Raw genomic sequence first — 23,455 nt, forward strand, 5'->3', positions numbered from 1 at the left:
ACCGGTGGCCCTCAGACTCGGACGGAGAGGAACTGCAGCACGGACTCGAAGAACGGGCGGCCGTCGAGAGTCGGGCTGGTCAGCTCCTCGACGTTGTGCTCAGGGTGCGGCATGAGGCCGACCACGTTGCCCCGCTCGTTGGTGATGCCCGCGATGTCGTTGGCCGAGCCGTTGGGGTTGTCCAGGTAGCGGAAGACCACCTGGTCGTTGTCCTCCAGCTTGCGCAGCGTCTCGGGCGAAGCCTGGTAGTTGCCCTCGCCGTTCTTCAGCGCGATCGTGATCTCGTCGCCCTTGTCGAAGGCGCATGTCCACGTGGTGTCGATGGTCTCGACGCGCAGGCGCACGTCGCGGCAGATGAAGTGCTGGCCCACGTTGCGGATCATCGCGCCCTCCAGGAGGTGCGCCTCGCAGAGGAGCTGGAAGCCGTTGCAGATCCCGAGGACCGGCATGCCCTGGTTGGCCGCGTCGATGACCGTGCTCATCACGGGGCTGAAACGTGCGATGGCGCCGCAACGCAGGTAGTCGCCGTAGGAGAAGCCGCCGGGCAGGATGATGGCGTCCACGCCGTCGATGGAGTCCGACCCATGCCACAACGGCACGGCCTCGCTCCCCGTCAGCCGGACGGCGCGGAGCGCATCGTGGTCGTCCAGCGACCCTGGGAACGTGACGACGCCGATGCGAGGCATCAGCCGGCCACCACGTCGAACGACTCGATGACCGTGTTGGCCAGCAGCTTCTCCGCCGCCTCGCCGATCTGCGCGAGCACCTCGGGCGTGACCTCGCCGTCGACCTCGATCTCGAACCGCTTGCCCTGACGGACGGTGAGCCCGTCGAATCCCAGCCGCCTGAGGGCGCCGGTGACGGCCTTCCCCTGCGGATCCAGGATCTCGGGCTTCGGCATGACGTTGACGACGACGCGTGGCATGGCACGGATCCTAGCCCACGGCGTCCGCGCGCGACGACGCCGGACAGCGTCAGCCCCGCGACAGTGCCACGTCGACGGCGGCGCGGATCTCGGCGTGTCCGGCGCCGAGGCGCCCCGCCTCCTCGACGAACCTCGCCGCGAGCACCGCCAACCTCTGGTCCATGGCCCCGACCGCCCCGGTCACCACGGTGCCCTGGACCCGCCGGCTCGCCACTAGCCCGTCCGCCTCGAGCTCCCGATACGTCCGCATCACGGTCCCTGGAGCCAGGCCGAGGTCTTGGGCCAGCTGCCTGACCGTCGGCAGCCTCGTCCCCGAGGCCAGGGTGCCCGTGCGGATGAGCCCGGCGAGTTGTCTCCGCATCTGCTCATACGGTGGCGTGGGATCGGCGGAGTCCACGCGCAGCGAGACGGTCATCGGGCACCGCCGTCGCGCGGCACGAGGAGGATGACGCCGGCGCCGAGGAGACCCGCGAGCGCCACGAAGGCTCCGAGGAGGCTCACCACCCCGGCTGCGGTGACGGTGGGGACTGGCGCGAGCTGCACCAAGTCCATGCCCCCGACGAGCAGGATGGCAAACGCCGCGCCGCTGACGCCGACGCCGAGGCCGGCGACGATCCCCTCCGCGGTGATCCGGCGCAGGGCGTCGTCGACCCGCACGAGTTCCGCGTCAGCGCCGTTGCGCGGACGCCGCACCGTCATGACGAGGCCGATGCCCGCCGCCACCAGCAGCAGCACGAGCGCGATGCTCACCCAGATGGTGTAGTAGCTGCCCGGGTACGGGCTCCGCAGCGAGCCGAAGACGCCCTCGGCTCCGCCGTCGCCCTGGGTCCACCAGGCCGCCACGGCACGCCCGGCGCGGCCCATGTCATCGGGCGAGGCCGCCAGTGTCGAAAAGAGAGCCGCGGTGAGGAGGAGCGCCAGCAGGCAGGCCACCCACCTGCTCAGGGCCGCCGGGAGGTAGTCGCGCAAGCGCCGGTGTTCGACCCCGGCGCTGCCCCGGACGCGCGCCGCCTTGTAGACGCTGCGCTGGCCGACGACGATGGCGCTCACGACGGCGGTAGCGGCCAGCAGCGGCGCAGCGAAGGCGTAGGGGCGCAGGTGCCCGAACGACACGGCGGCCACCGCCACCGCCGCGCCGACGACCAACCCGATCACCCGCCACCCGATGGTCGCACGACGCAGTGACCTCAGTCCGGGGTAGACCGCCTCGTCGAACGCGAGCGAACGGGCCCGCCTGCGTCCCAGGAGCAGAGCGGCGGCGAGCGCCACCAGGACGGCCAGCGGCAGCAGTACCAGCGATAAGAGTCCTGAGGCGGCCACGGCGCCCTCCTTGTATCATGTAGGTGACACAAAACTAGCGTCCGGCGGACCATGTGTCAACATCTTGACACAACACGATCGGAGCCCGCGGGCTACCCTGAGCGCCATGCCGTCGTCGCGCTCCGCCGTCCCACCGTTCGAGGTGATGACCGTGCTGGACCGCGTCGCGACGCTGCGCGCCGCCGGGCGAGACGTCATCTCACTCTGCGCCGGAGAACCCGCCGGCGGTGCGCCGTCGGCCGTCAACGCCGAGGCGGCCCGGCTGCATGCCGAGGGCCGACCCTTCGGCTACACCCCGGCGCTCGGGATCCGGCCGCTGCGCGAGGCGCTGGCCGCGCACTATCGACGGTGGTACGGGGTGCATCTCTCCCCGGATCGCGTCGCGCTCACCACCGGCTCCTCCGGCGGATTCCTGCTCGCGTTCCTGGCCGCCTTCGAGGCCGGCGACCGGGTGGCGCTCGCTCGCCCCGGGTACCCCGCCTACCGCAACATCCTGAAGTCGTTGGGATGCGAAGTGGTGGACATCGACTGTGGCCCCGAGGTCAGGTTCCAGCCCACCGTCGACCTGCTGTCCGCCGCGCACCGGGAGGGGCCCCTGGCCGGGCTGATCCTCGCCTCCCCGGCCAACCCGACCGGGACCATGGTGAGCCGCGACGAGCTGGCCGCGCTCGTTGAGTGGTGTGACGCGCACGGCGTGCGGCTGATCAGCGATGAGATCTATCACGGCGTCACGTACCCCGTGGGGGGCGACCGGGGGACCTCCGCCCTCGAACTCGGCAGCGAGGCCGTCGTGGTGTCGTCGTTCAGCAAGTACTGGGGCATGACGGGCTGGCGGCTCGGCTGGCTGGTGCTGCCGGAGGACCTGGTGGGCGCCGTCGACGCGTTGGCCGGGAACCTCGCCCTGTGCCCACCCGCCCCCGCGCAGCACGCGGCACTTCGGGCGTTCGACGACGCCTCCTACGCCGAGTGCGACGCGGCCGTGGCCGACTTCGCCGCCGCCCGCGCGGTGCTGCTGGACAACGCCGGACGCCTGGCGTGGGGTGTCGCGGCGCCGGCCGACGGCGCGTTCTACTACTACGCCGACCTGGGTCCCCAGCTGGACCGGTGGGGCACCTCGGCGGCGTACGCGTCGGCACTGCTGGAGGCCACCGGTGTCGCGGTGACGCCGGGGCGCGACTTCGACGCCCGCCTCGGCGGCCGGACGGTGCGGATCAGCTTCGCGGCCGGGAGAGCGGCGATCGCCGAGGCCGTCGAGCGGATCGTCGCGTTCCAGGGCTGAGCTACCGGGAGACGGTGGGGTCCCCGTCGATCCAGAACCGCAGGGGGAAGTCCGCCGCCCTGCCCACCCCGATGCGCGGGCCGACGGCGATACCGGGTTCGCCCCCCGCACGGGGGCTGAGCAGGAGGCCGGTCGAGCCGTCGAGGGGAGCGCCCGCGTCGGCGAGCGTAATGCCCATCGCGACGGTGAGGCGGGCGGGCCCGGCCGCCAGGTCCGTGTCCCGGCGGGTGACCCCCGCCGCGGCACGCCGCGTCCGCGCGATCGCGACCCCCTCGATCACCTCACCGGCCCGGATCAGCACCCCCGTGGGTGTGCCGTCGACGGCGACCACCGCGTTGAAGCAGGTGTGCAGTCCCATGTGCCGGTACACGTAGGCGTGGCGTGGCGGGCCGAACATGGCGGCGTTGCGGGCCGATGGCCCGCGGTAGGCGTGCGAGGCCGGGTCGTAGCCGCCGCCGTAGGCCTCGACCTCGGTGATGCGCAGCGTCACCCGCTCGCCGTCACGGTCGACGGTGAGGCTGCCGCCCAGGAGCGCGCGCGCCTCGCGGGCGACGGCCTCCAGCAGCCGGACAGCACGGGCGGGCAGTTCGGGGTAGGAGGCGGCGGGCGGGACCAGTATCACTCGGGGCGCGGGGTGAGCAGGTCGACGAGCGCTGGGCCGAGCGTCGACGTCGGCATGGGGACGCCGTCGACGTGGGTGATGCTCGCAACGATCCGGCCGCTCGACAGCAGCCACGCACCCCGGCAGCGCTCCAGGTCGTAGCGGGTCAGCGTCTCCACCTCGACGTCGAGGCCGGCATCAGGCGCCTTGTCGAGCAGCTCGGCGATGGTGATGGAGCGCAGGATCCCGTGCAGCGGTGGCGTGACGAGGACGCCGTCGATGTCGAGCACCACACTGGAGGTCGGGCCCTCGAGCAGGGCACCGGACGGGGTGATGAAGATGACGTCGTCTGCGCCTTTGGCCTTGGCGTAGCGCTTGGCGGCCATGTTGACGCCGTAGGACAGGGACTTGGCGCCGGGCAGAAGCCACGGCATCGGAGCGATGTCTGCGCCCTCGAACCCGCGGTCCAGCAGCAGCACGCGCACGCCGTGGATTCGCTCGCGCTTCGTGGCGTCGTCGAGCGGGGCCGCCATCACCCAGCCGTTGGGCTCGTCGAGACCCTCGGGCCCCCGGGTCTGGATGACCCTCAGCACGGCCTCCGGCTCGGCGGCCCAGTCCCAGGCCGCGAGGATCGCGGCGACGGCCCGCCGGTAGCCGGCCTCGTCCGGCGCCGGCAGGTCCAGGAGGCGCGCGGAGGCGGCCAGGCGGTCGAGGTGCTCGTCGAGCTGATGTGCGCGGCCGAAACTGGCCAGCAGGGCGTCGAACACGCCGTCGCCGCGGACCACGCCCTGGTCGTCGGCGCGGACGATCGGGCGGCTGGGGTCGACGAGGGTGCCGTCGAGGAGGGCGAGCATGGCGCTGGTCATGCCCACGAGATTACGCCCTGGCCGCGGGGGCGAACTCGCGGCCGGTGAGGCGACGGAACGCCTCCAGGTAGCGCTCCCGGGTAGCGGCCACGACGTGGTCCGGCAGGGGCGGAGGGGGCGTGTCGGACGCCTTGTCCCAGCCCGACTCCTTGGCCAGCCAGTCCCGGACGTACTGCTTGTCGAAGCTTGGCAGGGACTCCCCCGGCTCCCACGCCGACGCGTCCCAGAACCTTGACGAGTCCGGGGTCAGGACCTCGTCGGCGAGTACGAGCGTGCCGTCGGCGCGGCGGCCGAACTCGACCTTGGTATCTGCCAGGATGATGCCGCGCCCGGCGGCGATGCGCTGCGCCCGGGCGTAGATCGCCAGCGTCAGCTCCCGTAGCTGCGCGGCCAGTTCGTCGCCGTGCAGACGGGCGATCGTGGCGAAGTCGACGTTCTCGTCGTGCTCGCCCAGCGGCGCCTTGATGGCTGGCGTGAAGATGGGCGCCGGCAGCCTGTCCCCGTCACGCAGGCCCTCCGGCAGGGGAACTCCGCACACCGTCCGCGACACCTGGTACTCGGCCCATCCGGATCCGGTGAGGTAGCCGCGGGCCACGCACTCCACCTCCACCATGTCCAACGCCTCGACGAGCGTCGCGCGACCGTCCACCGCGGCTGGCACCTCCGTCGACACCACGTGGTTGCCGACGAGGTCCGCCAGCTGGTCGAACCACCACAGGCTGAGCTGGGTGAGGATCGCACCCTTGTCCGGGATGGGGGTGCTGAGCACATGGTCATAGGCCGAGATGTTGTCCGTGGCCACCATGAGGATCCGCTCGACGCCGCCGTCGTCGACGGTGTACAGCTCGCGCACCTTGCCGGCGTGGCGGAGCGGAAGGTTGACCAGGTCTCCGTACTGACTCACGGGACCCAGCCTAGCGCCACGGGGCCGTGGGGGACCGACCAGGCACTTCGACCGGCACAACCCTGCGACCCCTGATGGGGTCAGATGTCGGCGCCCGCGTAGCGGTCCGGGGCGTCGGCCATGCCGGCGGCCAGGGTGGAGCCGTCGGCGTCGTCGATGAGCAGGAACGCGCCGGTGCGGCGGAGCTCGCGATAGTCGTCGATGGGCAGGTCGTCGGCCAGCCGGACCCGGACGCGGCCGATGTCGTTGAGGCGTAGCTCCTGCGGGGCGCGACGGTACTCGACGGTGTCGATGTCCAGCTGGTCGATGATCTCCTCCACCATGGCCCGGACCGTCCTGGTGCCGGCGCGCAACAGCACCCGGTCGCGTGGGCGGACCGGCCGCTCCGACAACACGCAGATGGTTCCGCCCACGGACCTGGTCACGTAGCCGCGACGCTCGGGCTCCGCGAACAGATCACCCCGCGAGATGTCGATGTCGTCGGCCAACCGCAGTGTCACGGACTGCGGCGCGAACGCCACCCGCAGCTCCCGAACAGACCCGTCGGCCTGCCCCTGGTCGATCCCGACGACGGTGGTGGTCCGCCCGCCGGGCAACACGGCCACCTCGTCGCCCACGTGCACGACGCCGGCGGCCAGCCGGCCTGCGTAGCCGCGGTAATCACGGTGCTGGCCCGTCTGCGGGCGGAGCACCACCTGGACCGGGAACCGCAGGGGCTGCGCGGCTGGATCCCTGCCCACAGGAACGGCTTCGAGGTGCTCCAGGAGCGTGGGCCCGTCGTACCAGGGGGTGTTGGCGGAGCGGTCCACGACGTTGTCGCCCAGCAGCGCCGACAGCGGCACCGCCACCACATCCTCGATGTCGAACCGCGACGCCAGGGCCCGCGCGTCGGCGACGATCTCCTCGTAGCGCTCCTGGCTCCACTCCACCAGATCCATCTTGTTCACCGCGACCGCCACGTGACGCACGCCCAGGAGCCCCGTGACCGCGACGTGCCGGCGCGTCTGCTCGACCACGCCGTGCCGCGCGTCGACCAGGATCAGTGCGAGCTCGGCCGTGGAGGCGCCGGTGACCATGTTGCGCGTGTACTGCACGTGGCCGGGGGTGTCGGCGAGCACGTAGGAGCGGTTGGCGGTGGAGAAGTAGCGGTAGGCCACGTCGATGGTGATGCCCTGTTCGCGCTCGGCGCGGAGGCCGTCGGTGAGCAGCGCCAGGTCCGCGCCCTCAAGGCCGCGTTCCCGCGACACCCGCTCCACCGCGTCGAGCTGATCGGCCAGAACTGACTTGGTGTCGTAGAGCAGGCGCCCCACCAGCGTGGACTTGCCGTCGTCGACGGAGCCGGCGGTGGCGAGCCGGAGGAGGTCGTGCGTCATCAGAAATACCCCTGCTTCTTGCGGTCTTCCATGGCGGCCTCGGACAGCCTGTCGTCTGCGCGGGTGGCTCCGCGCTCGGTGATCCGCGACGCCGCGACCTCCAGGATCACTCCCGCGACATCGGCCGCGTCGGACTCGACGGCGCCCGTGCAGCTCATGTCGCCGACGGTGCGGTAGCGGACCGTGCGGACCTCCAGGGCTTCGCCCGGCTTCGGGCCGCCCCACTCCCCCGCGGCCAGCCACATGCCGTCGCGCGGGAACACCTCCCGCTCGTGCGAGTAGTAGAGGCTGGGCAGCGCGATGTTCTCGCGCTCGATGTAGCGCCAGATGTCCAGCTCGGTCCAGTTCGACAACGGGAACACCCGGACGTGCTCACCGGGCGAGTGCTTGCCGTTGTACAGGTCCCACAGTTCCGGGCGCTGGCGGCGGGGGTCCCAGGCGCCGAACGCGTCGCGCAGGGAGAACACCCGCTCCTTGGCCCGGGCCTTCTCCTCGTCGCGGCGGCCGCCGCCGAAGACGGCGTCGAAGCGACCTTCCTCGATGGCGTCCAGCAGCGGGACGGTCTGCAGCGGGTTGCGCGTGCCGTCTGGGCGCTCGCGGAGGCGGCCGTCGTCGATGTAGTCCTGCACCTTGGCCACGTGGAGCCGGGCACCGATGCGGGCGACGGTGTCGTCGCGGTAGGTCAGCACCTCCGGGAAGTTGTGCCCGGTGTCGACGTGCAGCAGCGCGAACGGCAGCGACGCGGGCGCGAACGCCTTGAGCGCCAGGTGCAGCATGACGACGGAGTCCTTGCCGCCGCTGAACAGGATGACGGGGCGCTCGAACTCGCCCTCCACCTCGCGGAAGATGTGGATGGCCTCGGACTCCAGGTGATCCAGGTGGTCCAGCGTGTATTCGGGGGGCAATGTCATGTGTGGAGTCCGCATTCGGTCTTGTTCTTCCCGGCCCAACGGCCGGCTCTGGGGTCTTCTCCGGGCGCGACGGGGCGCGTGCAGGGCGCGCAGCCGATGGACGCGTACCCGCGCTCGCGCAGCGGGTTCATGTGGACGTCCTCCTCGAACGCGAACCGCTCCACGTCGTCGTCGTCCCACGCCGCGATCGGGTTGAGCTTGACGATGCGCCGCTTCTCGTCGAAGCCCACCAGCGTGATGTCGGTGCGGGTTGGCGCGTCGACGCGGCGCATTCCCGTCACCCAGGCCTTGTGGCCGGCGATGGCCCGGTTGAGGGGCTCCACCTTGCGCATGGCGCAGCAGAGGTCGGGGTCGCGGTCGTGGAGCTTGGCGCCGTACTGCGCGTCCTGCTCGTTGACGCTGAGCAGCGGCAGGATGGTGCGGATCTGAACGCGTTCGGCGTAGTGGTCGCGGGTCTCCAGCGTCTCGGCGAAGTGGTAGCCGGTGTCGAGGAAGAACACGTCCAGGCTGGGCGCGGACTGGGCGATGAGCTCCACCAGCACCTCGTCGCCCATCGACGACGCGACGGTGACGTCTGAGCCGAAGGTCTCCTCGGCCCAGTGCAGCACCTCGCGGCTGAGCTTCACCCTGCCGAGGTGGCCGGCGTAGGCGGGGTCGGCCTCCAGCGCGGTGAACCGCGCGTTGGCCTCGTCGGCGATGGCGTGCAGGTCATCCATGGTCGGCCTCCTCCTCGGCGATCCGGGCGGGGATGTGTTCGGTGGCCACCCGATGCTGGGTCACGGAGAACACGCGGGCGCAGGCGAGGCAGTGCCACGCCCCGCTCGGCTCCTCGACGGGCCGCAGGTCCTCCTCGGCGCAGAACGGGCAGTGGAAGATCACGGCGCTCATCGCAGGAGCTCCTCGTCGGCACGGTGGGCCCACTGCGCGAACGGCTCGTCGCCGTCGCGGTGGGCGAGGAAGGTGCGGGCGAGGCGCTCGATGTAATCGGGCAGGTCCGGGGCCGCCACCTTCAGCGCCCGCGTCTTGCGGGCCAGCTGTGGCGTGGCGCCCAGCCCTCCACCGAGGTGCACCTGGAACAGCTCGACGAGGTTGCCCTCGGCGTCGGTCTGCACCATGCCCTTGAGACCGACGTCGGCCACCTGAGTGCGGGCGCACGCGTTGGGGCAGCCGTTGACGTGGATGCTGAAGGGCACGTCGAACGTCGGGAGCCGGGCCTCGAGCTCCTCGACGATGAGCCGGGCGCGGGCCTTCGTCTCGACGAGGGCGAGCTTGCAGTATTCGATGCCGGTGCAGGCCATTACGCCCCGGCGGAACTCCGAGGGCCGCGCGGGCAGGTCCTCGGCGTCGAGCGCCTCCACGAGTGCCTCGACGTTGTCGCCGGGCACGTCGAGGACGAGCAGCTTCTGGTGCGGGGTGAGCCGGACGCGTCCCGAGCCGTGCTGGGCGGCGAGGTCGGCGATGCGCGCGAGGCGCGTGCCGGACACGCGGCCCGCGATGGGGGCGACGCCCACCCAGAAGGCGCCGTCGGCCTGCGGGTTGACGCCCACGTGGTCGCGGCGGAGGCTCGTCGCGTCCTGCGGCGGCCCGTCGGTCAGGGTGCGGCCGAGGTACTCGGTCTCCAGGATGCTGCGGAACTTCTCCGGCCCCCAGTCGGCCATGAGGAACTTGAGGCGCGCGCGGTTGCGGAGACGCCGGTAACCGTAATCGCGGAAGATCGAGATGACGCCCTTCCACACCTCGGGGATCTCCTCCAGCGACACCCACGCGCCGAGACGCTGCGCGAACATCGGGTTGGTGGAGAGGCCCCCGGCCACCCAGAGGTCGAAGCCGGGCCCGTGCTCGGGGTGGACGACGCCGACGAACGAGACGTCGTTGACCTCGTGCGCCACGTCGAGATTGGGGCTACCGGAGATGGCCGTCTTGAACTTGCGGGGCAGGTTGGAGAACTCCGGGCTGCCGATGTAGTTGTCCAGGATGGTCTGCACGGCCGGGGTGCCGTCGACGATCTCGTTGGCGGCGATGCCCGCCACCGGTGAGCCGAGGATGACGCGGGGGGTGTCGCCGCAGGCCTCCGCCGTCGTGAGGCCCACGGCCTCGAGGCGCCGCCAGATCTCCGGCACGTCCTCCACGCGGATCCAGTGCAGCTGGATGTTCTGGCGGTCCGAGATGTCCGCCGTGTCGCGGGCGAACTCGGTGGAAATGCCCGCGATGACGCGCAGCTGCTCGTTGTTCAGGGCGCCTCCGTCGGAGCGGACACGCATCATGAAGAACTCGTCGTCGAGTTCCTCGGGCGCGAGGGTCGCGGTCTTGCCGCCGTCGACGCCGGGCTTGCGCTGCGTGTAGAGGCCCCACCAGCGCATCCGGCCGCGCAGGTCGTCAGGCGTGATGCTGGCGAAACCCTCCTTGGAGTAGACGTCCTCGATCCGGGCGCGGACGTTGAGGCCGTCGTCGGCCTGCTTGAACACCTCGTTGGGGTTGAGCGGCGTCCTGTCGCCATCGGCCCAGGCGCCGGTGGCCTGGTTGCGCTTGGGGCGGGTTACCGCTTCGGTCATCGTCGGTCCTTCGTCGGGGGCCCTTACTGCTCCCCCCAACGTGGCGATGCGGCCGGTCATTCCCGGCGAGGGCCCCTGATCGCCATGGGCGAACAGGTTCCTGCTCAGGCCTCCGCGCCGTCGACGGTGGTGACCGCGCGGGCGGTGCCCTCCACCACCACCGGGATGCTGTTGACACCGATGACGCCCAGGAACAGGGTCTCGTACGATCCCCGGATGGTGACGCGGGCACGATCTCCGCCCTCGACCGTCGCCGTGGCCGCCAGGCCGGCCGCGCGGGCGAAGCCCACGGCCTCACGCTTGGCCGCCGCGGCATCGAGTGTCGCGCCAGCCGGTGTGACCCGGAGCTCGTGGGTCGCGGCTCTTGCTGCCTGGGCAGCGACCGCACGCGCCTCCTGCTCGGCGGCGGCATGCCCGGCGAAGTCCACGCCGAGGCCGACGGCGATGATGAACGCCGGAAGCGAGACGGAGGTCCAGACGGAGAGCGCCATGCCGCGTTGGCCGCGAGGGTCGCGGCGTTCGTGGCTCGACGAGGTGGCTCGCCGGGACGACCCGCGGTGCTTCAGGCGACGGCGGGGCGCGTCTCCGGCCGGCGCGCAGCCCCCGTTCACCGGACTGTCACCGCCTGAACCTCACCGATGATGACGTCCGCGGAGCGGCTCAACCGCAGCGGCAGCGTGCCCGTGAAGCCGGCGGCGGACCAGGTCACCGACCACCCCGAGGTCGCGGTGACGGTGTAGCGCCCGTCCTCGTCGTAGACGTGGCCGCAGTCAGGTGAGGCGACGTTCCTGCCGCCCTGGGTTCTGGCCGACGACCACGGCGTGCCCCGCCCGCACGTCACGGTGGCGCCGTCGCCCATGTCCCACGTGACCTCGTCAGCTCGGGCGTTCAGAGTCACCGCGATCCCCGAGTCAGTCGCCGATCTCGACACCGGTCCCCACTGCGTCTCCGACGGGGAGTCGGCCCAGAGCCAGGTCTCCCAGCCGACGAACCCCATCCGCTCGACCGAATCCCCGCGAGGCTGCATGCCGATGTCGATGGCTTCGAGGCCGATCGACGCCAGCACCCGCCGCGCGGCGGCCTCCGCATCTGCTCGGCTGACGGGGTCAGGTGCCGCCGGAAGCCAGCGTGTGAAAGTCATGCCGGGGTCGGGCACCATCGAGCCGTTGGGTCGCACACAGGAATAGACCGCACCATCGGTGTTCGAGCCCCAGGCCGGGTCCGTCAGCGGAGGCTGTGGGCTCATTTCCCGGCACCATCCCTGAGCCACCCCACTCCACGTCCCGTACGCCGTCAGACAGGAGATCTGCTTACCCGCGTAGGAACAGGTCCGTTCGCCACCAGCTTGTGCCGTCGCAGCCCCCGGCCCGGCTCTTCCGCCTTTGTCGCCCCCGCCTGGAAGATCAACCCACTTGACGCAACTTGCGGTGATCAGGTTGGCCACAGTGCAAATCGATTCCGCTCGAGCACTCCAACTGGCCCCAGTCGCTAGGATCGCAACGATGACGAGCATCAACAGTCCTCTCAGCATGCCGCAGCCTTGTTGGTGATCATCGCGACTCGCCAACGGTCGTCCAGACCTGCCTCCAACACGGCCTGCTCAACGAACGTCGGCGCTCCGGGTGCCAACATCGTCTCGCCGGTCTCGTAGTTCTCTAGACGAAGCTGACGACGGTCTACGCAGTAGCTCACCAGCGCGGACCTCACTCCGTCCTCATCGCCGGATGCTGGCGCCTCGACCTGCACTGATCTGAACTGAAGGCCACCCAATGTCCTGATCTTCTCGTCGCGAAGTTGCCCGATTATGTCAAGAATCAAGTTCTGCTGCTCACCGGTAGTGATCAGCTGCGTTTCAGTCAGGTCACTCAGCGAGGGGTCGCCCGTGAACTTGTGATGAATCCTCCAGTACTCCATCCACGCTGCGCGGACCTCCGCCTGCTCGGGTGTCTCCGTCGGGGGCGCGGGCTCGAAGGACTCGACCACCGTCGGCGACGGGCTGGGGGTCGGGGACGGACTGGGAGCCGCGACACTCGGAGACAGCGACACCGTCGGACTCGGCGCCTGCGTGGGCTCAGGGTCCGGGGTACAGCCGGCAGTCAGGCCGACCACGGCGAGGGCTACGAGGAGATGGCGCATGACGCTCCGATCGATCGGGACGACGCCCATTCAATCAAGCCAGGGGGTCACTTCTCCATCCACCGAAGTCGATTGTGGACAACTCTCAGAGCACAGCACCCGGCCGGTACGCCGCTGCCGCGGGGTCCGCATCCACCACGTCGGCCACCCTCGCCGCGACCCTCGCGACCTGCGCCTGCGCCGTCCCCGCCAATTCCAGCGGGCTGACGACGAGCGCGTCGAGTTCGTCGCGGGTCAGGCCCAGCCGCTCGTCGGCCGCCAGGCGCGCGAGCAGGTCGTTGCCCCGCGCCCCGCCTCGGAGGTCCAGCGCCACTGCGACGGCGTGCTCCTTGATCGCCTCGTGCGCCACCTCACGGCCCACGCCCTTGCGCACCGCCGCCATGAGCACCTTGGTGGTGGTGAGGAAGGGCAGGTACCGGTCCAGCTCCGCCTCGATGACCGCCGGGAACGCGCCGAAGTCGGCGAGCACGGTGAGGAACGTCTCGAACAGGCCGTCGAGGGCGAAGAACGCGTCCGGCAGCGCCACGCGTCGCACCACGGAGCAGGAGACGTCGCCCTCGTTCCACTGGTCGCCGGCGAGCTCGCCCACCATGGACACGTAGCCGCGCAGCACGACGGCGAGGCCGTTGACGCGCTCGCAGGAGCGTGTGTTCATCTTGTGCGGCATGGCCGAGGAGCCCACCTGCCCCTCCTTGAACCCCTCCGTGACCAGCTCCAGGCCGGCCATGAGCCGGATGGTGGTGGCCACATTCGACGGTGCCGCGGCGACCTGCGCCAGCGCGGTCACGGCGTCGTAGTCGAGCGAGCGCGGATACACCTGACCCGTCGAGGTGAGGACGGCGCCGAAGCCCAGTTCGTCGGCGATCCGCTGCTCAAGCTCGGCGAGCTTGTCGGCGTCGCCGCCGAGGAGGTCGAGCATGTCCTGAGCGGTGCCGACGGGGCCCTTGATCCCGCGGGCGGGGTAGCGGGCAATGAGGTCGTCGAGGCGGGCCAGGCCCGTGAGCAGCTCGTCGGCCGCCGTCGCGAACCGCTTGCCCAGCGTGGTCAGCTGAGCGGCCACGTTGTGCGAGCGGCCGGTCAGCGGCTGGTCGGCGTACCGGGTGGCGAGGCGGGCGAGCTGCGCGAGGGCCGCGACCACCCGGATCCGGACCGTCCGCAGCGAGTCCAGGACCTGGAGCTGCTCGATGTTCTCGGTGAGGTCGCGCGAGGTCATGCCCTTGTGGATGTGCTCGAACCCCGCGAGGTCGTTGAACTCCTCGATGCGGGCCTTGACGTCATGGCGGGTGATGCGTTCGCGGGCGTTGATGGAGTCGAGGTCCACCTGGTCGATGACCCGCTCGTAGGCCGCGATCACCGCGTCGGCGTCAGCGCCGCCGAAGTCGACGCCGAGGTCGCGTTGCGCGCGCAGCACGGCGAGCCACAGCTTGCGTTCGGAGACGATCTTGGCCTCGGGGGCCCAGATGTCGCGCATCTGCTGCGAGGCGTAGCGGGTGGCCAGGACGTTGGGGACGCTCATGGCACCACAGCCTAGGACTCCCCTGTGGATACCGGAAAAGCCGGTCCCGAGCGTCCCACCATGGCGATGTGTCCAACCAGTCGCCACACAACGAGTGCGATTCCGGGGAGATGGAGCGGATAGAGGTCCGTCTCCCCGATTCCTCACCCTCAAGCCTTCCCGGGCTCATGTCCAAGGCGCACCTCACGACCCTGGGCTACGACTCGGCCCGGATCGAGTTGGCGATTGCCGACGGCGGCCTCAGGAAAGTCTCCAGGGGATGGTTCGCCACGCCCCAGGCTCACCAGTGGGAGTTGGAGGCGCTCGCAGCTGGCGCCCGGGTCGGCTGCTTGAGCGGTTGCCAGGTGCATGGCCTCTGGACGCCCCAGCACGCAGAGGCGCACTTCATCATCGGCATGGGATCCGCCTCCCTGGGCTCGACCTGGCATCGATCGCCTCGGAGATTGCCGAGGATAGGTCTCTTTCCGCTGAGCGAATGCCTCGCCCAGGTTATCCGGCATCACACTCCTGAGGAGGCCCTGATGGTTCTCGAGTCCGCCGTCCACAAGGCAATGCTGTCCTCCGACGACGCACAATCCCTGATCCGCGGGGCCTCGGTCCACAAGCAGCGCACCTTGCAGTTCTTCGACGGGGAGGCGGGGTCCGGCTCGGAGACGCGGGTCAGGCTGTTCTTGCAGCAGCACCGCTTTGCTGTCCGTTCTCAGCACCAGATCGCAGGAGTCGGGGCAGTGGATCTGCTCGTCGGCAGATCGCTGATCATCGAGTGCGACAGCGCCGCCCACCACACCGATCATCGGGAGGACCGACGCCGGGATCTGGCCGCGCGCGAACTGGGCTATTCGACGTTGAGGTTGAGCTACAGCCAGATCCACAAGACCTGGAGCAAGACGAGCGCCAAGTTGCTTCGCATACTGCGGACGGGTGAGCACCTCACCCCGACTTCGCCCTTGCGTACATAGTGAGAATCCGGGGAGGTGGCTCGCATGGAGGGCTACTTCCCCGGATTCTCACTCTTCATTGACGGCACCGTCGACGTGCAATTCACCGCCCTGTACGGCGCGCGATCCGGCACGGGCTCACGACAGGTCGCCCACCAGGTGCGGCTTCCCCTCCCCGTTCACGACGGCGAATCGCCAGCCCGCCTCGTCCCGGACCGCCGCGAACGACACCTTCCCCGGCAGCAGAATGGGCTTGGCGAACTGGACCCGCACCGTATAGGCCTCCGGGATCTGCCCGCCCAACGCCGCGACACTCCTGGCATGCGTCCACATCCCGTGGATGATGGGCCGCGGGAAGCCGAACAGCCGGGCGGTCAGGGGGCTGAGGTGGATCGGGTTGGAGTCACCCGAGACCGCCGCGTACCGCCGCCCCAGATCCGGACCCAACCGCCACTGCTGCGACGGCGCCACCTGAGGCGCCTCCAGGCGCAGGCCGGGCACCACCTCACCGGCGACCTTCGCCCCGCCCGCCAGGTAGGCCGACGAGCCGCTCCAGACCAGATCGTCGCCGACATGGACCTCGCCCCGCATGTCGAACACCGCACCCTTGGCGTGCGACCGCAGGCCCTCCGCGCGCACCGACACACGCAGCCGCTCCCCTACCGCCACCGGACGCAGCAGTGTCATCTCGTTGCTCACGTGCACCAGGCCCGCCAGGGGGAGCGGGAAGTCGTCGGCTGCCATCATCGCCATCTGCAGGGGGAACGTCAGTACGTGCAGCCAGGTGGCCGGCATCGCGTCGCGCACCGCGTATCCCGTGACCCGCGCGTAGGCCGCCAGCCGCGACACGTCGACGGCGTGGTCCATCACCATGAAGGTCCGGTCCGGCATCGATGCCACGGCGCCGGGCCGCTTCGCCAGGCCCGCCACGGCCTTGAGCAACAGCCCGCCGTCCTTGGGGAGGGAGGGCAGCACCTTCACGTCGCGGCTCATCAGGCGCCCACCAGATTCTGCCCGCACACGCGGATGACCTGACCGTCGACCCCGCCGGAGGCCGGCCCGCACAGGTACGCCAGCGTCTCCGCCACGTCGACGGGGTTGCCGCCCTGGGTGAGCGAGTTGGACCGGCGGAAGATCTCCCGCTGCACGAACGGGATGGCCGCCGTCATCTCCGTCTCGATGAAGCCCGGCGCCACGGCGTTGACGGTGACCGGCCGGTCCGCGAGCTCGTCCCGCATGGCCCACACCAGGCCCATCACGCCGGCCTTCGAGGCCGCATAGTTGGTCTGGCCCTTGTTGCCGGCCACGCCCGAGGTGGACGCGATCCCGACGATCCGCGCCGATGCTCCCAATCCGCCGGGCACGTCGTGGCTGAGCAGAAACTCGTTGATCCGCATCTCGGCCGCGAGGTTCACGTCGAGCACCGACGCCCAGCGCTTCTCGTCGAGGTTGGCCAGCAGCTTGTCGCGGGTGATGCCCGCGTTGTGGACGACGGCCCAGATCCGCGCCGACTCGCCGCGCACCCCCGCCACGTGCTCGGCCATCCTCGCCCCGGCATCGGGCACTGTGATGTCCAGCTGCAACGCCGAGCCGCCGATCTCGTTGGCCACCTTGGCCAGCGCGTCTCCCGTGGCTGGGACGTCGACGGCCACCACCGTCGCGCCGTCCCTGGAGAACGTCCGCGCGATCGCGGCCCCGATGCCCCGTGCCGCCCCGGTGACCACGACCACGCGCCCCTCGAACGGCCGGGCGGTCAGCTCGTGCGGGTCCTTCGACGGGCCCACCCGCCAGGTCTGGCCGCTCACGAACGCCGAGCGGCCTTCCAGCAGGAACGAGAAGGTCGACGCCAGGTCAGCGGCCGTCGTGCCCGTCCGGACGAACAGCAGGTTCGAGGTCGCGCCCCCGCGCAGCTCCTTGCCCACGGTCCGGTTGATCCCGTCGATGCCTTGGGCCACCGCCTTGGCCTCGAGCCCCGTCACATCGCGCGCATCCGTGGCCAGGATGATCACGCGCCCGGAGTTCTCCAGCCCACGCATCGCGGGACGGAGGACCCGACGGAGGCCCTCCAGCTGGGTGATCTCCCGCACGCCGGTGGCGTCGACGACCACCGCCCCCGGCTTCACCGGGTAGCGCGGCGCCTGATCGCGACCCTTCTCATCCTTGGTCCTCGCCTCGGGCACGTCGAGCAACGCATCGCTCGGCGCCACCCCCAACTGGGCGAGGGTGGAACCCGCCAGGCCGCCGCCGTCGAGAGCCCCCAACACGACGGGCCCGGACGGCATGACCCGCCCGCGCCGCAGCGTCGGCGGCTCCGCCAGCCCCGCCTTCCTCGCGACGAACTTCCCCGCAGGGGTGCCGTACAGCTTCTCCAACACGTTCATCTCACGCCTCCAGAATCGCGACGACGCCCTGGCCGCCGGCCGCACAGATCGATACCAGGCCCCGGGACCCGGGGCCGCGCTCGTGCAGCATCTTGGCCAGGGAGGCGACGATGCGGCCGCCCGTGGCGGCGAAGGGGTGCCCGGCGGCCAAGGACGAGCCCTTGACGTTGAGCTTGGAGCGGTCCACCGACCCCACGCCCTGCTGCTCCAGCGCCTTGAGCGTCGCCAGCACGGTCGAGGCGAACGCCTCGTGGAATTCCAGGAAGTCGAAGTCCCCGAGGCTGAGGCCGTTGCGCTCCAGCAGCACGGGGATGGCGCGGGCGGGGGCCAGCAGCAGGTCCTCCTTGCCGGTGGTGTAGTCCGCCGCCGCCACCTGCGCGTCGATCACCTTCGCCCACACCGGCCAGCCGCGACCCCTCGCGAAGCCCTCCTCGGCCAGCAGCACCACTGCGGCGCCGTCGGTCAGTGCCGTGGAGTTGCCCGCCGTCATGGTGGCGTTCTCCTGACCGAAGACCGTGCGGAGCTTGGCGAGAGCCTCCTGGGTGGTGTCCGGACGCAGGATGCCGTCACGCGACACCTTCAGGTACGGCGTGACAAGGTCGTCGAAGAAGCCCGCCTCCCACGCCGCCGCCAGGTTGCGGTGCGACGCCAGGGCCAACTCGTCCTGCTCCTCGCGCGTCACGCCCCACCTGGCCGTGGTCAGCGCCTGCGACTCACCCATGCTCAGACCCGTTCGCGGCTCCACGACGGCCGGCGGGACCGGCGCGAGGTCAGCCGGGCGGATCCTGGACAACGCGGCCAGCTTTTCCGGCACGGACCTCGCCCGCGACAGCGCGAGCAGCGCCTTCCGCAGGCCCTCCGAGGCCACGAGCGGCGCGTCCGACGCCGAATCGACGCCGCCCGCGATCGCCACGTCCATCTGCCCCAGCTTGATCTTGTTGCTGGCGTACACCACGGCCTCGAGGCCCGTGCCGCACGCCTGCTGAAGGTCGCAGGCGGGCGTGTGCGGCGAGAGCGCCGAGCCGAGGACCGCCTCGCGGGTGAGGTTGAAGTCCCTCGTGTGCTTGAGGACGGCGCCCGCGACCACTTCGCCGACCTCCTCGCCCGCCAGCCCGAACCGGGCGACGAGCCCGTCGAGCGCCGCGGTCAGCAGATCCTGGGCAGAGGCCTCGGCGTACTTGCCGCCGGCCTTGACGAAGGGGGTGCGGTTGCCGCCCACCACCACTGCGTTGCGTGTCATCGACGTCGATCCTCTCGCTGGGGTATTCGATACCAAGAGTAGCAGGTACGCGAAGTTTCAGGTACCCTGAGTTTCATGAAGATCGACGAGGATCCGTCGGCCCCTGCCGCCCACCACGCGCCGGACGGCCGCGCCTCCCGCTGGGAGGAGCACAACAGCCTCCGCCGGCGCGCCCTGGTGGAGGACGCCGTGCGCGCCATCCGCGAGCACGGCCCCTCTGTCGGCATGGACGAGATCGCCGCGCTGGGGGGCACGTCGAAGACCGTGCTCTACCGGCACTTCGGCGACAAGGCAGGCCTCTACCGTGCCGTCGTGGAGTCGGTGCACGAGTTCATTCTGCGCAAGCTGCCGCTGGAGGACGCCGCGACATTCGAGCCCCGGGACCTCGTCCTCAACCTCGCCGACGCCTACCTCGCCGTCGTGGAGCGGGACCGCAACCTGTACCTCTTCGTCTCCACCCGCCCCTCGGGCGAGACCCCCGTGGACGACCCGGTCCTCGGCATCACCACCCGCATCGGCAACGAGGTGGCCGAGGCCATGAGGTCCTGGCTGCGCCGGGAGGGCCTCAGCGAGGAGCCGGCCAACATCTGGGCCCACGGCGCCGTCGGGTTCATCTGGGCGGTCGCCGACCGCTGGATCGTCACCAACCTCCGACGGCCGCGCGCCGAGGTCGTCGCCTACATCGATCAACTGTTCGCACCGGCGTTCGCCGCTCAGACCAAGGAGCACGCATCATGACACTCTCCCCCACAGGCGAGGCCCTCCGTCGCGCCCTCGACGGCCCGTTCCACGCCCTGAAGCAGCGCTGGCGGGACGAGGTGACCGCCGACGAGGTGGTCCGCGACACCGCCCTCACCGTCGAGGAGGCGCGGGACTGGACCCTGGACCGGGTGCAGAGGCTCGCGCACCGCGACCTCGTCACCGCAGGCTTCCCGGCGGCCGTGGGCGGGGTGGGTAGCACCGCCGAGTCGGTGGCGAACTTCGAGATGGTGGCCATGGGCGACCTCTCGCTCACCATCAAGACCGGCGTCCAGCACGGCCTGTTCGGCGGCGCCATCGTCAACCTCGGCACCGCCTACCACCACGAGGCCTTCCTGCCGGGCGCCATCAGCTGTGAGCTGCTCGGCTGCTTCGCCATGACGGAGCTGGGCCACGGCTCAGATGTGCAGTCCATCGAGACCACCATCACCTGGCTTCCGGAGACCGCCGAGTTCGAGGTCGATTCGCCCACTCCGTCGGCCACGAAGGCCTACATCGGCAACGCCGCACGCGACGGCCGGATGGCCGCGGTGTTCGGCCAGCTGATCGTCGACGGGGAGCACCAGGGCGTGCACGTGGTGCTGGTGCCCATCCGCGACGAGTCCGGCCACGACCTGCCGGGTGTGACCACCGGTGACCACGGCCACAAGGGCGGCCTGCTGGGCATCGACAACGGCACCATCGCCTTCGATCACGTGCGCGTCCCGCGGCTGATGCTGCTGGATCGTTACGGCGGCGTCGACGACGAGGGCCGCTACCACTCTCCGATCGAGAGCAAGAACGCCCGGTTCTTCACCATGCTCGGCACGCTGGTCCGCGGCCGGATCTGCGTGGGCGGCGGGGCGGCGTCGGCCGCACGCAAGGCGCTCACCATCGCCGTCGAGTACGGCGACAGGCGGCGCCAGTTCCGTCGTCCGGGGCTGGGCGAGGAGATCCCCCTGCTGGACTACCTCACGCATCAGCGCCGGCTGCTCCCGCACCTGGCCAGGGCGTACGCCTACGGCTTCGCGCAGAACGAGCTGGCCCTGCAGCTCCAGCGGGTGATGGACGCAGACGGCTCCGACGTGCGGAGCTCGCGCGAGCTGGAGACCCGCGCGGCGGGCATGAAGGCCGTGCTCACGCGGTGGGCGCTGGACTCCATGCAGGAGGCCCGCGAGGCGTGCGGCGGCGCCGGCTACATGTCGGACAACGGCATCACGATGGCACGCCAGGACGCCGACATCTTCGCCACTTTCGAGGGTGACAACACCGTCCTGCTGCAGCTGGTCGCCAAGGCGCTGCTGCTGGAGTACAAGTCCACCTGGGGCGACATGGATCTGCGCGGCACCGCGCAGAAGACGGCCGCGATCCTGGGGCAGACCGTGTTGGAGCGCACGACGGCGCGCTCGGTGATCGACCGGCTGATCGCCGTCGCGGACCGCAAGCCGGACTCGCAGCGGATGAGGGCGCGGGGTTGGCACGTGCAGATGTTCGAGTTCCGGGAGAAGCACGTCGTCGAGGGCCTGGCGCGGCGGATGCGCGCGGCGAGCAGGGTGGCGGAGGACCAGCAGCAGCGGGCCATCAACGCGCTCCAGACCCACATGCTGGAGGCGGCGAAGGCGCACGTGGACCGGGTGGTCCTGGAGGCGTTCATCGAGGGCATCGAGGAGTGCGACGACGACTACGTCAAGGCGCTGCTGGTCAAGGTGTGCGACCTCTACGCCCTGGCCACCATCGAGGGCAACCGTGCCTGGTACATGGAACACGAGGCGTTCGACCCGCGTCGCAGCAAGGCGATCTCGGCCACCGTCGACGACCTGTGCGGCGAGCTGCGCCCCAGGGCGCGCGAGTTGGCCGAGGGGCTCGGCGTCCCGGAGGGCTGGCTGAGGCACCCGCGCGAGGCGGTGCCGCCGCTGCTGCCGCCGCCCGATGAGAGTCGGGATCGGGCAGTCCGGTTCACCTCGGTGGCGGACCGTGTGCCCTCCTCCGCCGTGGATGCGGAGGAGGGCCGTAGGTCGTCCCACAGGGTCGCGGCGAACGTCTGAGGAGGCCCTCCTCCAACCTCACTGGTACGACACGAAATTGGGCCTGGGCTCCACGTCCTGCATCGTCTGCTGCGGGGTCATCGTCGAGGAGTCCTCGTCGACGAAGTTCTTCCACCCCAACCAGGTGTTGGCCGGTAGGCCCGCCTTGAGGTTGCGCCACGTCTCCTGCTTGAGGGCGGGGCTACCGTTCCCATCGGCGTGGACGAGGTACTGGATCTCGTCGCGGCTGGTGTCGAGCCGCTCGCGGCCCAGGATCATCCGCTGCTGGAACTGGTGCAGGATCACCACCTTGGGAGGCAGGTCGTTGGCGGCGACGAGGTCGGCCAGCCAGTGCCCGGTGGAGTTGACCTCTTCCACGGTCACCTGGCCGATGATGGTCATGTGCCGCTGGCCCGGCCTCAGCCGCCACTCGGGGTCGATCGCGAGTCCGACGGTGGGGCGCTTCAGCAGTTCCTCGTAGCGCCTGGCCTGGGTGAGGAAGTCGGTGCGTCCCGGCTGGAGGTCGAGCACGCAGTAGATCCCGGCCGCCTCCGCCGCCTCGATGTACGCGAGAAGCTGTTCGGGCGGGGTCTCGAAGGAGTAGTCACCGTCGGCGCCGGCCGACGCGCTGGCCACCGTCGTGATGATCTCGAACGCGCCGACGACGGGCACGTCGCTGAACTCCTGGTACTGCGCGGCGAGATCCTGGACCCGGGCGACGGATGCGGCCGGACCCTGCTCGCCGAGGAGGCCGAGCGTCCCGCCGGAGGGGTGCCCGTAGAGCGCCACCATCATGCGGCCAGGGAACGGTGCGACACCGCCGCCGGGGAGTTCGTCGAGGCTGCGGGCCGCCTCGACACGCGCCGCGAACCGGTCGCTCTCGCCGAACGCTCCGATGCCCAGGACCGCTCCCGGGATCCTCTTGACCAGCGCGACCGACTCGGCCGTGGCGCGGGGGTCGTCGAAGGCCACCTCGGTGACGGTGATCCCTGCGGAGGCCAGGACGGCCGTGGTGGCAGCCGAGACGGCCTGACCCGCACGTCGCAGCGCCCCCGCAGTGGCGGGCGACGCCTCGAGGGGCAACCCGTCCACCTCCACGTCAGCGGGGTCGACCGGCGCGTCGATCACGACACGGTCGCCGAGGTCCAGGCCCTCCGCCGGGTAGGCGATGACGGTGTGGGCCTGGAGCCGGTCCAGTTCCGCCGCGAGCTCCGGCCCCGCGAGGAGTAGTGGGAGACCGAGCGCTGCCGCTGTCGCGACGGCGGCCGCCATATCTCCGCCGGACGTGGGGCTGGGCGATGGCGCGGGGGTCGAGGCGCCCGCCGAAGGTGAGGCGCTCGGAGCGGTACCCGCGGGCTGCACGACGACCACAGCGGTGGCCTCCGCCAGCACCAACCGGCTGACCGCCAGACTGCCGGCGTCATCGGAGGGCAGCACGGCTGACGCAAGGTCCGCGTTCGCCACGACGCGGTGGCCGTTGGCCATCGGCGACGCGCCAGCAGACGGGCTCTGCGTGCCCCCGGAGCGCGTGGCTGATCCGTCGCCTGGGGAGCCGGTGCACCCGGCCGCGGCGGCGACGGCGCCGGCGGCGAGTCCCAGCAGCGCAAGGCGTCGTGCAATCATCCGGAAAGACTGCCATCCCACCCGCTGGTCCTGAAATCCTCATGCGGACCGGTGGGCAGACCGCGACATTGTGACGCCAGTGACGCACTCCCCGCTCCGCCCGGAGCGCAGACACCCCCACTGGGGGA

23 protein-coding genes and 1 pseudogene are annotated in these 23,455 nt (G+C 70.7%); 4 read left to right on the plus strand and 20 right to left on the minus strand.

Annotated elements, in window-relative coordinates:
* Positions 1–11: 11 nt before the first annotated feature.
* Genes purQ through ACZK5N_RS07515 form a run of 4 tightly spaced genes read right to left on the minus strand, consistent with a single transcriptional unit; the run spans position 12 to position 2,245 of the window.
* Complete coding sequence (gene purQ, locus ACZK5N_RS07500) at positions 12–686, minus strand: phosphoribosylformylglycinamidine synthase subunit PurQ (protein ID WP_459017495.1); 675 nt, start codon at positions 684–686, stop codon at positions 12–14.
* Positions 686–925 (minus strand): phosphoribosylformylglycinamidine synthase subunit PurS, encoded by a 240-nt coding sequence (gene purS / locus ACZK5N_RS07505; RefSeq protein ID WP_459017496.1) that lies wholly within the window; start codon positions 923–925, stop codon positions 686–688. The genes purQ and purS overlap by 1 nt, the downstream gene beginning before the upstream one ends.
* Positions 926–974: 49 nt before the next feature.
* Positions 975–1,340, minus strand: coding sequence for a GntR family transcriptional regulator (locus tag ACZK5N_RS07510; RefSeq protein ID WP_459017497.1), 366 nt, complete (start codon positions 1,338–1,340; stop codon positions 975–977).
* The gene (locus ACZK5N_RS07515; RefSeq protein WP_463624763.1) at positions 1,337–2,245 is read right to left on the minus strand and encodes a hypothetical protein; all 909 of its coding nucleotides are present in this window, start codon (positions 2,243–2,245) and stop codon (positions 1,337–1,339) included. Before ACZK5N_RS07515 ends, ACZK5N_RS07510 begins: the two co-directional genes overlap by 4 nt.
* Positions 2,246–2,351: 106 nt before the next feature.
* On the opposite strand from ACZK5N_RS07515, the gene ACZK5N_RS07520 reads away from it, so the two are divergent.
* On the plus strand, positions 2,352–3,524 hold the full coding sequence (locus ACZK5N_RS07520) for a pyridoxal phosphate-dependent aminotransferase (protein ID WP_463624764.1): 1,173 nt from the start codon (positions 2,352–2,354) through the stop codon (positions 3,522–3,524).
* Position 3,525: 1 nt separating this feature from the next.
* On the opposite strand, the gene ACZK5N_RS07525 is transcribed toward ACZK5N_RS07520, so the two are convergent.
* From ACZK5N_RS07525 to purB, 12 genes and pseudogenes are all read right to left on the minus strand, one after another.
* Complete coding sequence (locus ACZK5N_RS07525) at positions 3,526–4,146, minus strand: DNA-3-methyladenine glycosylase (protein ID WP_463624765.1); 621 nt, start codon at positions 4,144–4,146, stop codon at positions 3,526–3,528.
* On the minus strand, positions 4,143–4,991 hold the full coding sequence (locus ACZK5N_RS07530) for an aminotransferase class IV (RefSeq protein WP_463624766.1): 849 nt from the start codon (positions 4,989–4,991) through the stop codon (positions 4,143–4,145). The genes ACZK5N_RS07525 and ACZK5N_RS07530 overlap by 4 nt, the downstream gene beginning before the upstream one ends.
* A 40-nt stretch (positions 4,992–5,031) precedes the next feature.
* Positions 5,032–5,877 (minus strand): annotated as a pseudogene (locus tag ACZK5N_RS07535) (phosphoribosylaminoimidazolesuccinocarboxamide synthase); the annotation flags it as partial.
* Positions 5,878–5,975: 98 nt separating this feature from the next.
* Entirely contained in the window at positions 5,976–7,268 is a 1,293-nt protein-coding gene (gene cysN / locus ACZK5N_RS07540) for a sulfate adenylyltransferase subunit CysN (RefSeq protein WP_459017506.1), read from the minus strand.
* Complete coding sequence (gene cysD, locus ACZK5N_RS07545) at positions 7,268–8,179, minus strand: sulfate adenylyltransferase subunit CysD (protein WP_459017507.1); 912 nt, start codon at positions 8,177–8,179, stop codon at positions 7,268–7,270. Before cysD ends, cysN begins: the two co-directional genes overlap by 1 nt.
* Entirely contained in the window at positions 8,176–8,895 is a 720-nt protein-coding gene (locus ACZK5N_RS07550) for a phosphoadenylyl-sulfate reductase (protein ID WP_463624767.1), read from the minus strand. Before ACZK5N_RS07550 ends, cysD begins: the two co-directional genes overlap by 4 nt.
* A complete protein-coding gene (locus tag ACZK5N_RS07555; protein ID WP_463624768.1) occupies positions 8,888–9,067 on the minus strand; it encodes a hypothetical protein in 180 nt (59 codons plus the stop codon). The genes ACZK5N_RS07550 and ACZK5N_RS07555 overlap by 8 nt, the downstream gene beginning before the upstream one ends.
* Positions 9,064–10,731 carry a nitrite/sulfite reductase gene (locus ACZK5N_RS07560; RefSeq protein ID WP_459017510.1) on the minus strand — a complete coding sequence of 556 codons (1,668 nt, stop codon included), beginning with the start codon at positions 10,729–10,731 and terminating at the stop codon, positions 9,064–9,066. The genes ACZK5N_RS07555 and ACZK5N_RS07560 overlap by 4 nt, the downstream gene beginning before the upstream one ends.
* 104 nt (positions 10,732–10,835) lie before the next feature.
* Positions 10,836–11,222 (minus strand): hypothetical protein, encoded by a 387-nt coding sequence (locus tag ACZK5N_RS07565; RefSeq protein WP_459017511.1) that lies wholly within the window; start codon positions 11,220–11,222, stop codon positions 10,836–10,838.
* Positions 11,223–11,338: 116 nt separating this feature from the next.
* Entirely contained in the window at positions 11,339–11,872 is a 534-nt protein-coding gene (locus tag ACZK5N_RS07570) for a hypothetical protein (RefSeq protein ID WP_459017512.1), read from the minus strand.
* A 383-nt stretch (positions 11,873–12,255) separates the two neighbouring features.
* A complete protein-coding gene (locus ACZK5N_RS07575) occupies positions 12,256–12,897 on the minus strand; it encodes a hypothetical protein (protein ID WP_459017513.1) in 642 nt (213 codons plus the stop codon).
* Positions 12,898–12,952: 55 nt separating this feature from the next.
* The gene (gene purB / locus ACZK5N_RS07580) at positions 12,953–14,383 is read right to left on the minus strand and encodes an adenylosuccinate lyase (RefSeq protein WP_463624769.1); all 1,431 of its coding nucleotides are present in this window, start codon (positions 14,381–14,383) and stop codon (positions 12,953–12,955) included.
* 167 nt (positions 14,384–14,550) lie between these two features.
* Between purB and ACZK5N_RS07585 the strand changes: the two genes are divergently transcribed.
* Positions 14,551–15,342, plus strand: coding sequence for an endonuclease domain-containing protein (locus tag ACZK5N_RS07585; protein WP_463624770.1), 792 nt, complete (start codon positions 14,551–14,553; stop codon positions 15,340–15,342).
* A 117-nt stretch (positions 15,343–15,459) separates the two neighbouring features.
* Here the strand turns inward: ACZK5N_RS07585 and ACZK5N_RS07590 are convergent, their stop codons facing one another.
* From ACZK5N_RS07590 to ACZK5N_RS07600, 3 genes are read right to left on the minus strand one after another with little or no spacing between them, the layout of a single operon-like run.
* Complete coding sequence (locus ACZK5N_RS07590) at positions 15,460–16,314, minus strand: MaoC family dehydratase (protein ID WP_463624771.1); 855 nt, start codon at positions 16,312–16,314, stop codon at positions 15,460–15,462.
* Positions 16,314–17,702: a 3-oxoacyl-ACP reductase gene (locus ACZK5N_RS07595; protein WP_463624772.1), complete on the minus strand. Its 1,389-nt coding sequence runs from the start codon at positions 17,700–17,702 to the stop codon at positions 16,314–16,316. Before ACZK5N_RS07595 ends, ACZK5N_RS07590 begins: the two co-directional genes overlap by 1 nt.
* Before the next feature lies 1 nt (position 17,703).
* Entirely contained in the window at positions 17,704–18,942 is a 1,239-nt protein-coding gene (locus tag ACZK5N_RS07600; protein WP_463624773.1) for an acetyl-CoA C-acetyltransferase, read from the minus strand.
* 75 nt (positions 18,943–19,017) lie between these two features.
* Here ACZK5N_RS07600 and ACZK5N_RS07605 point away from each other — a divergent pair, with 75 nt between their 5' ends.
* Together ACZK5N_RS07605 and ACZK5N_RS07610 are read left to right on the plus strand one after the other, a co-directional pair.
* Positions 19,018–19,680 (plus strand): TetR/AcrR family transcriptional regulator, encoded by a 663-nt coding sequence (locus ACZK5N_RS07605; RefSeq protein WP_459017519.1) that lies wholly within the window; start codon positions 19,018–19,020, stop codon positions 19,678–19,680.
* Complete coding sequence (locus tag ACZK5N_RS07610) at positions 19,677–21,725, plus strand: acyl-CoA dehydrogenase family protein (RefSeq protein WP_463624774.1); 2,049 nt, start codon at positions 19,677–19,679, stop codon at positions 21,723–21,725. The genes ACZK5N_RS07605 and ACZK5N_RS07610 overlap by 4 nt, the downstream gene beginning before the upstream one ends.
* Before the next feature lie 18 nt (positions 21,726–21,743).
* Here ACZK5N_RS07610 and ACZK5N_RS07615 read toward each other — a convergent pair whose 3' ends face one another.
* A complete protein-coding gene (locus ACZK5N_RS07615; RefSeq protein WP_459017521.1) occupies positions 21,744–23,327 on the minus strand; it encodes a hypothetical protein in 1,584 nt (527 codons plus the stop codon).
* Positions 23,328–23,455 lie beyond the last annotated feature (128 nt).

The organism is Tessaracoccus pujii (assembly GCF_055326215.1).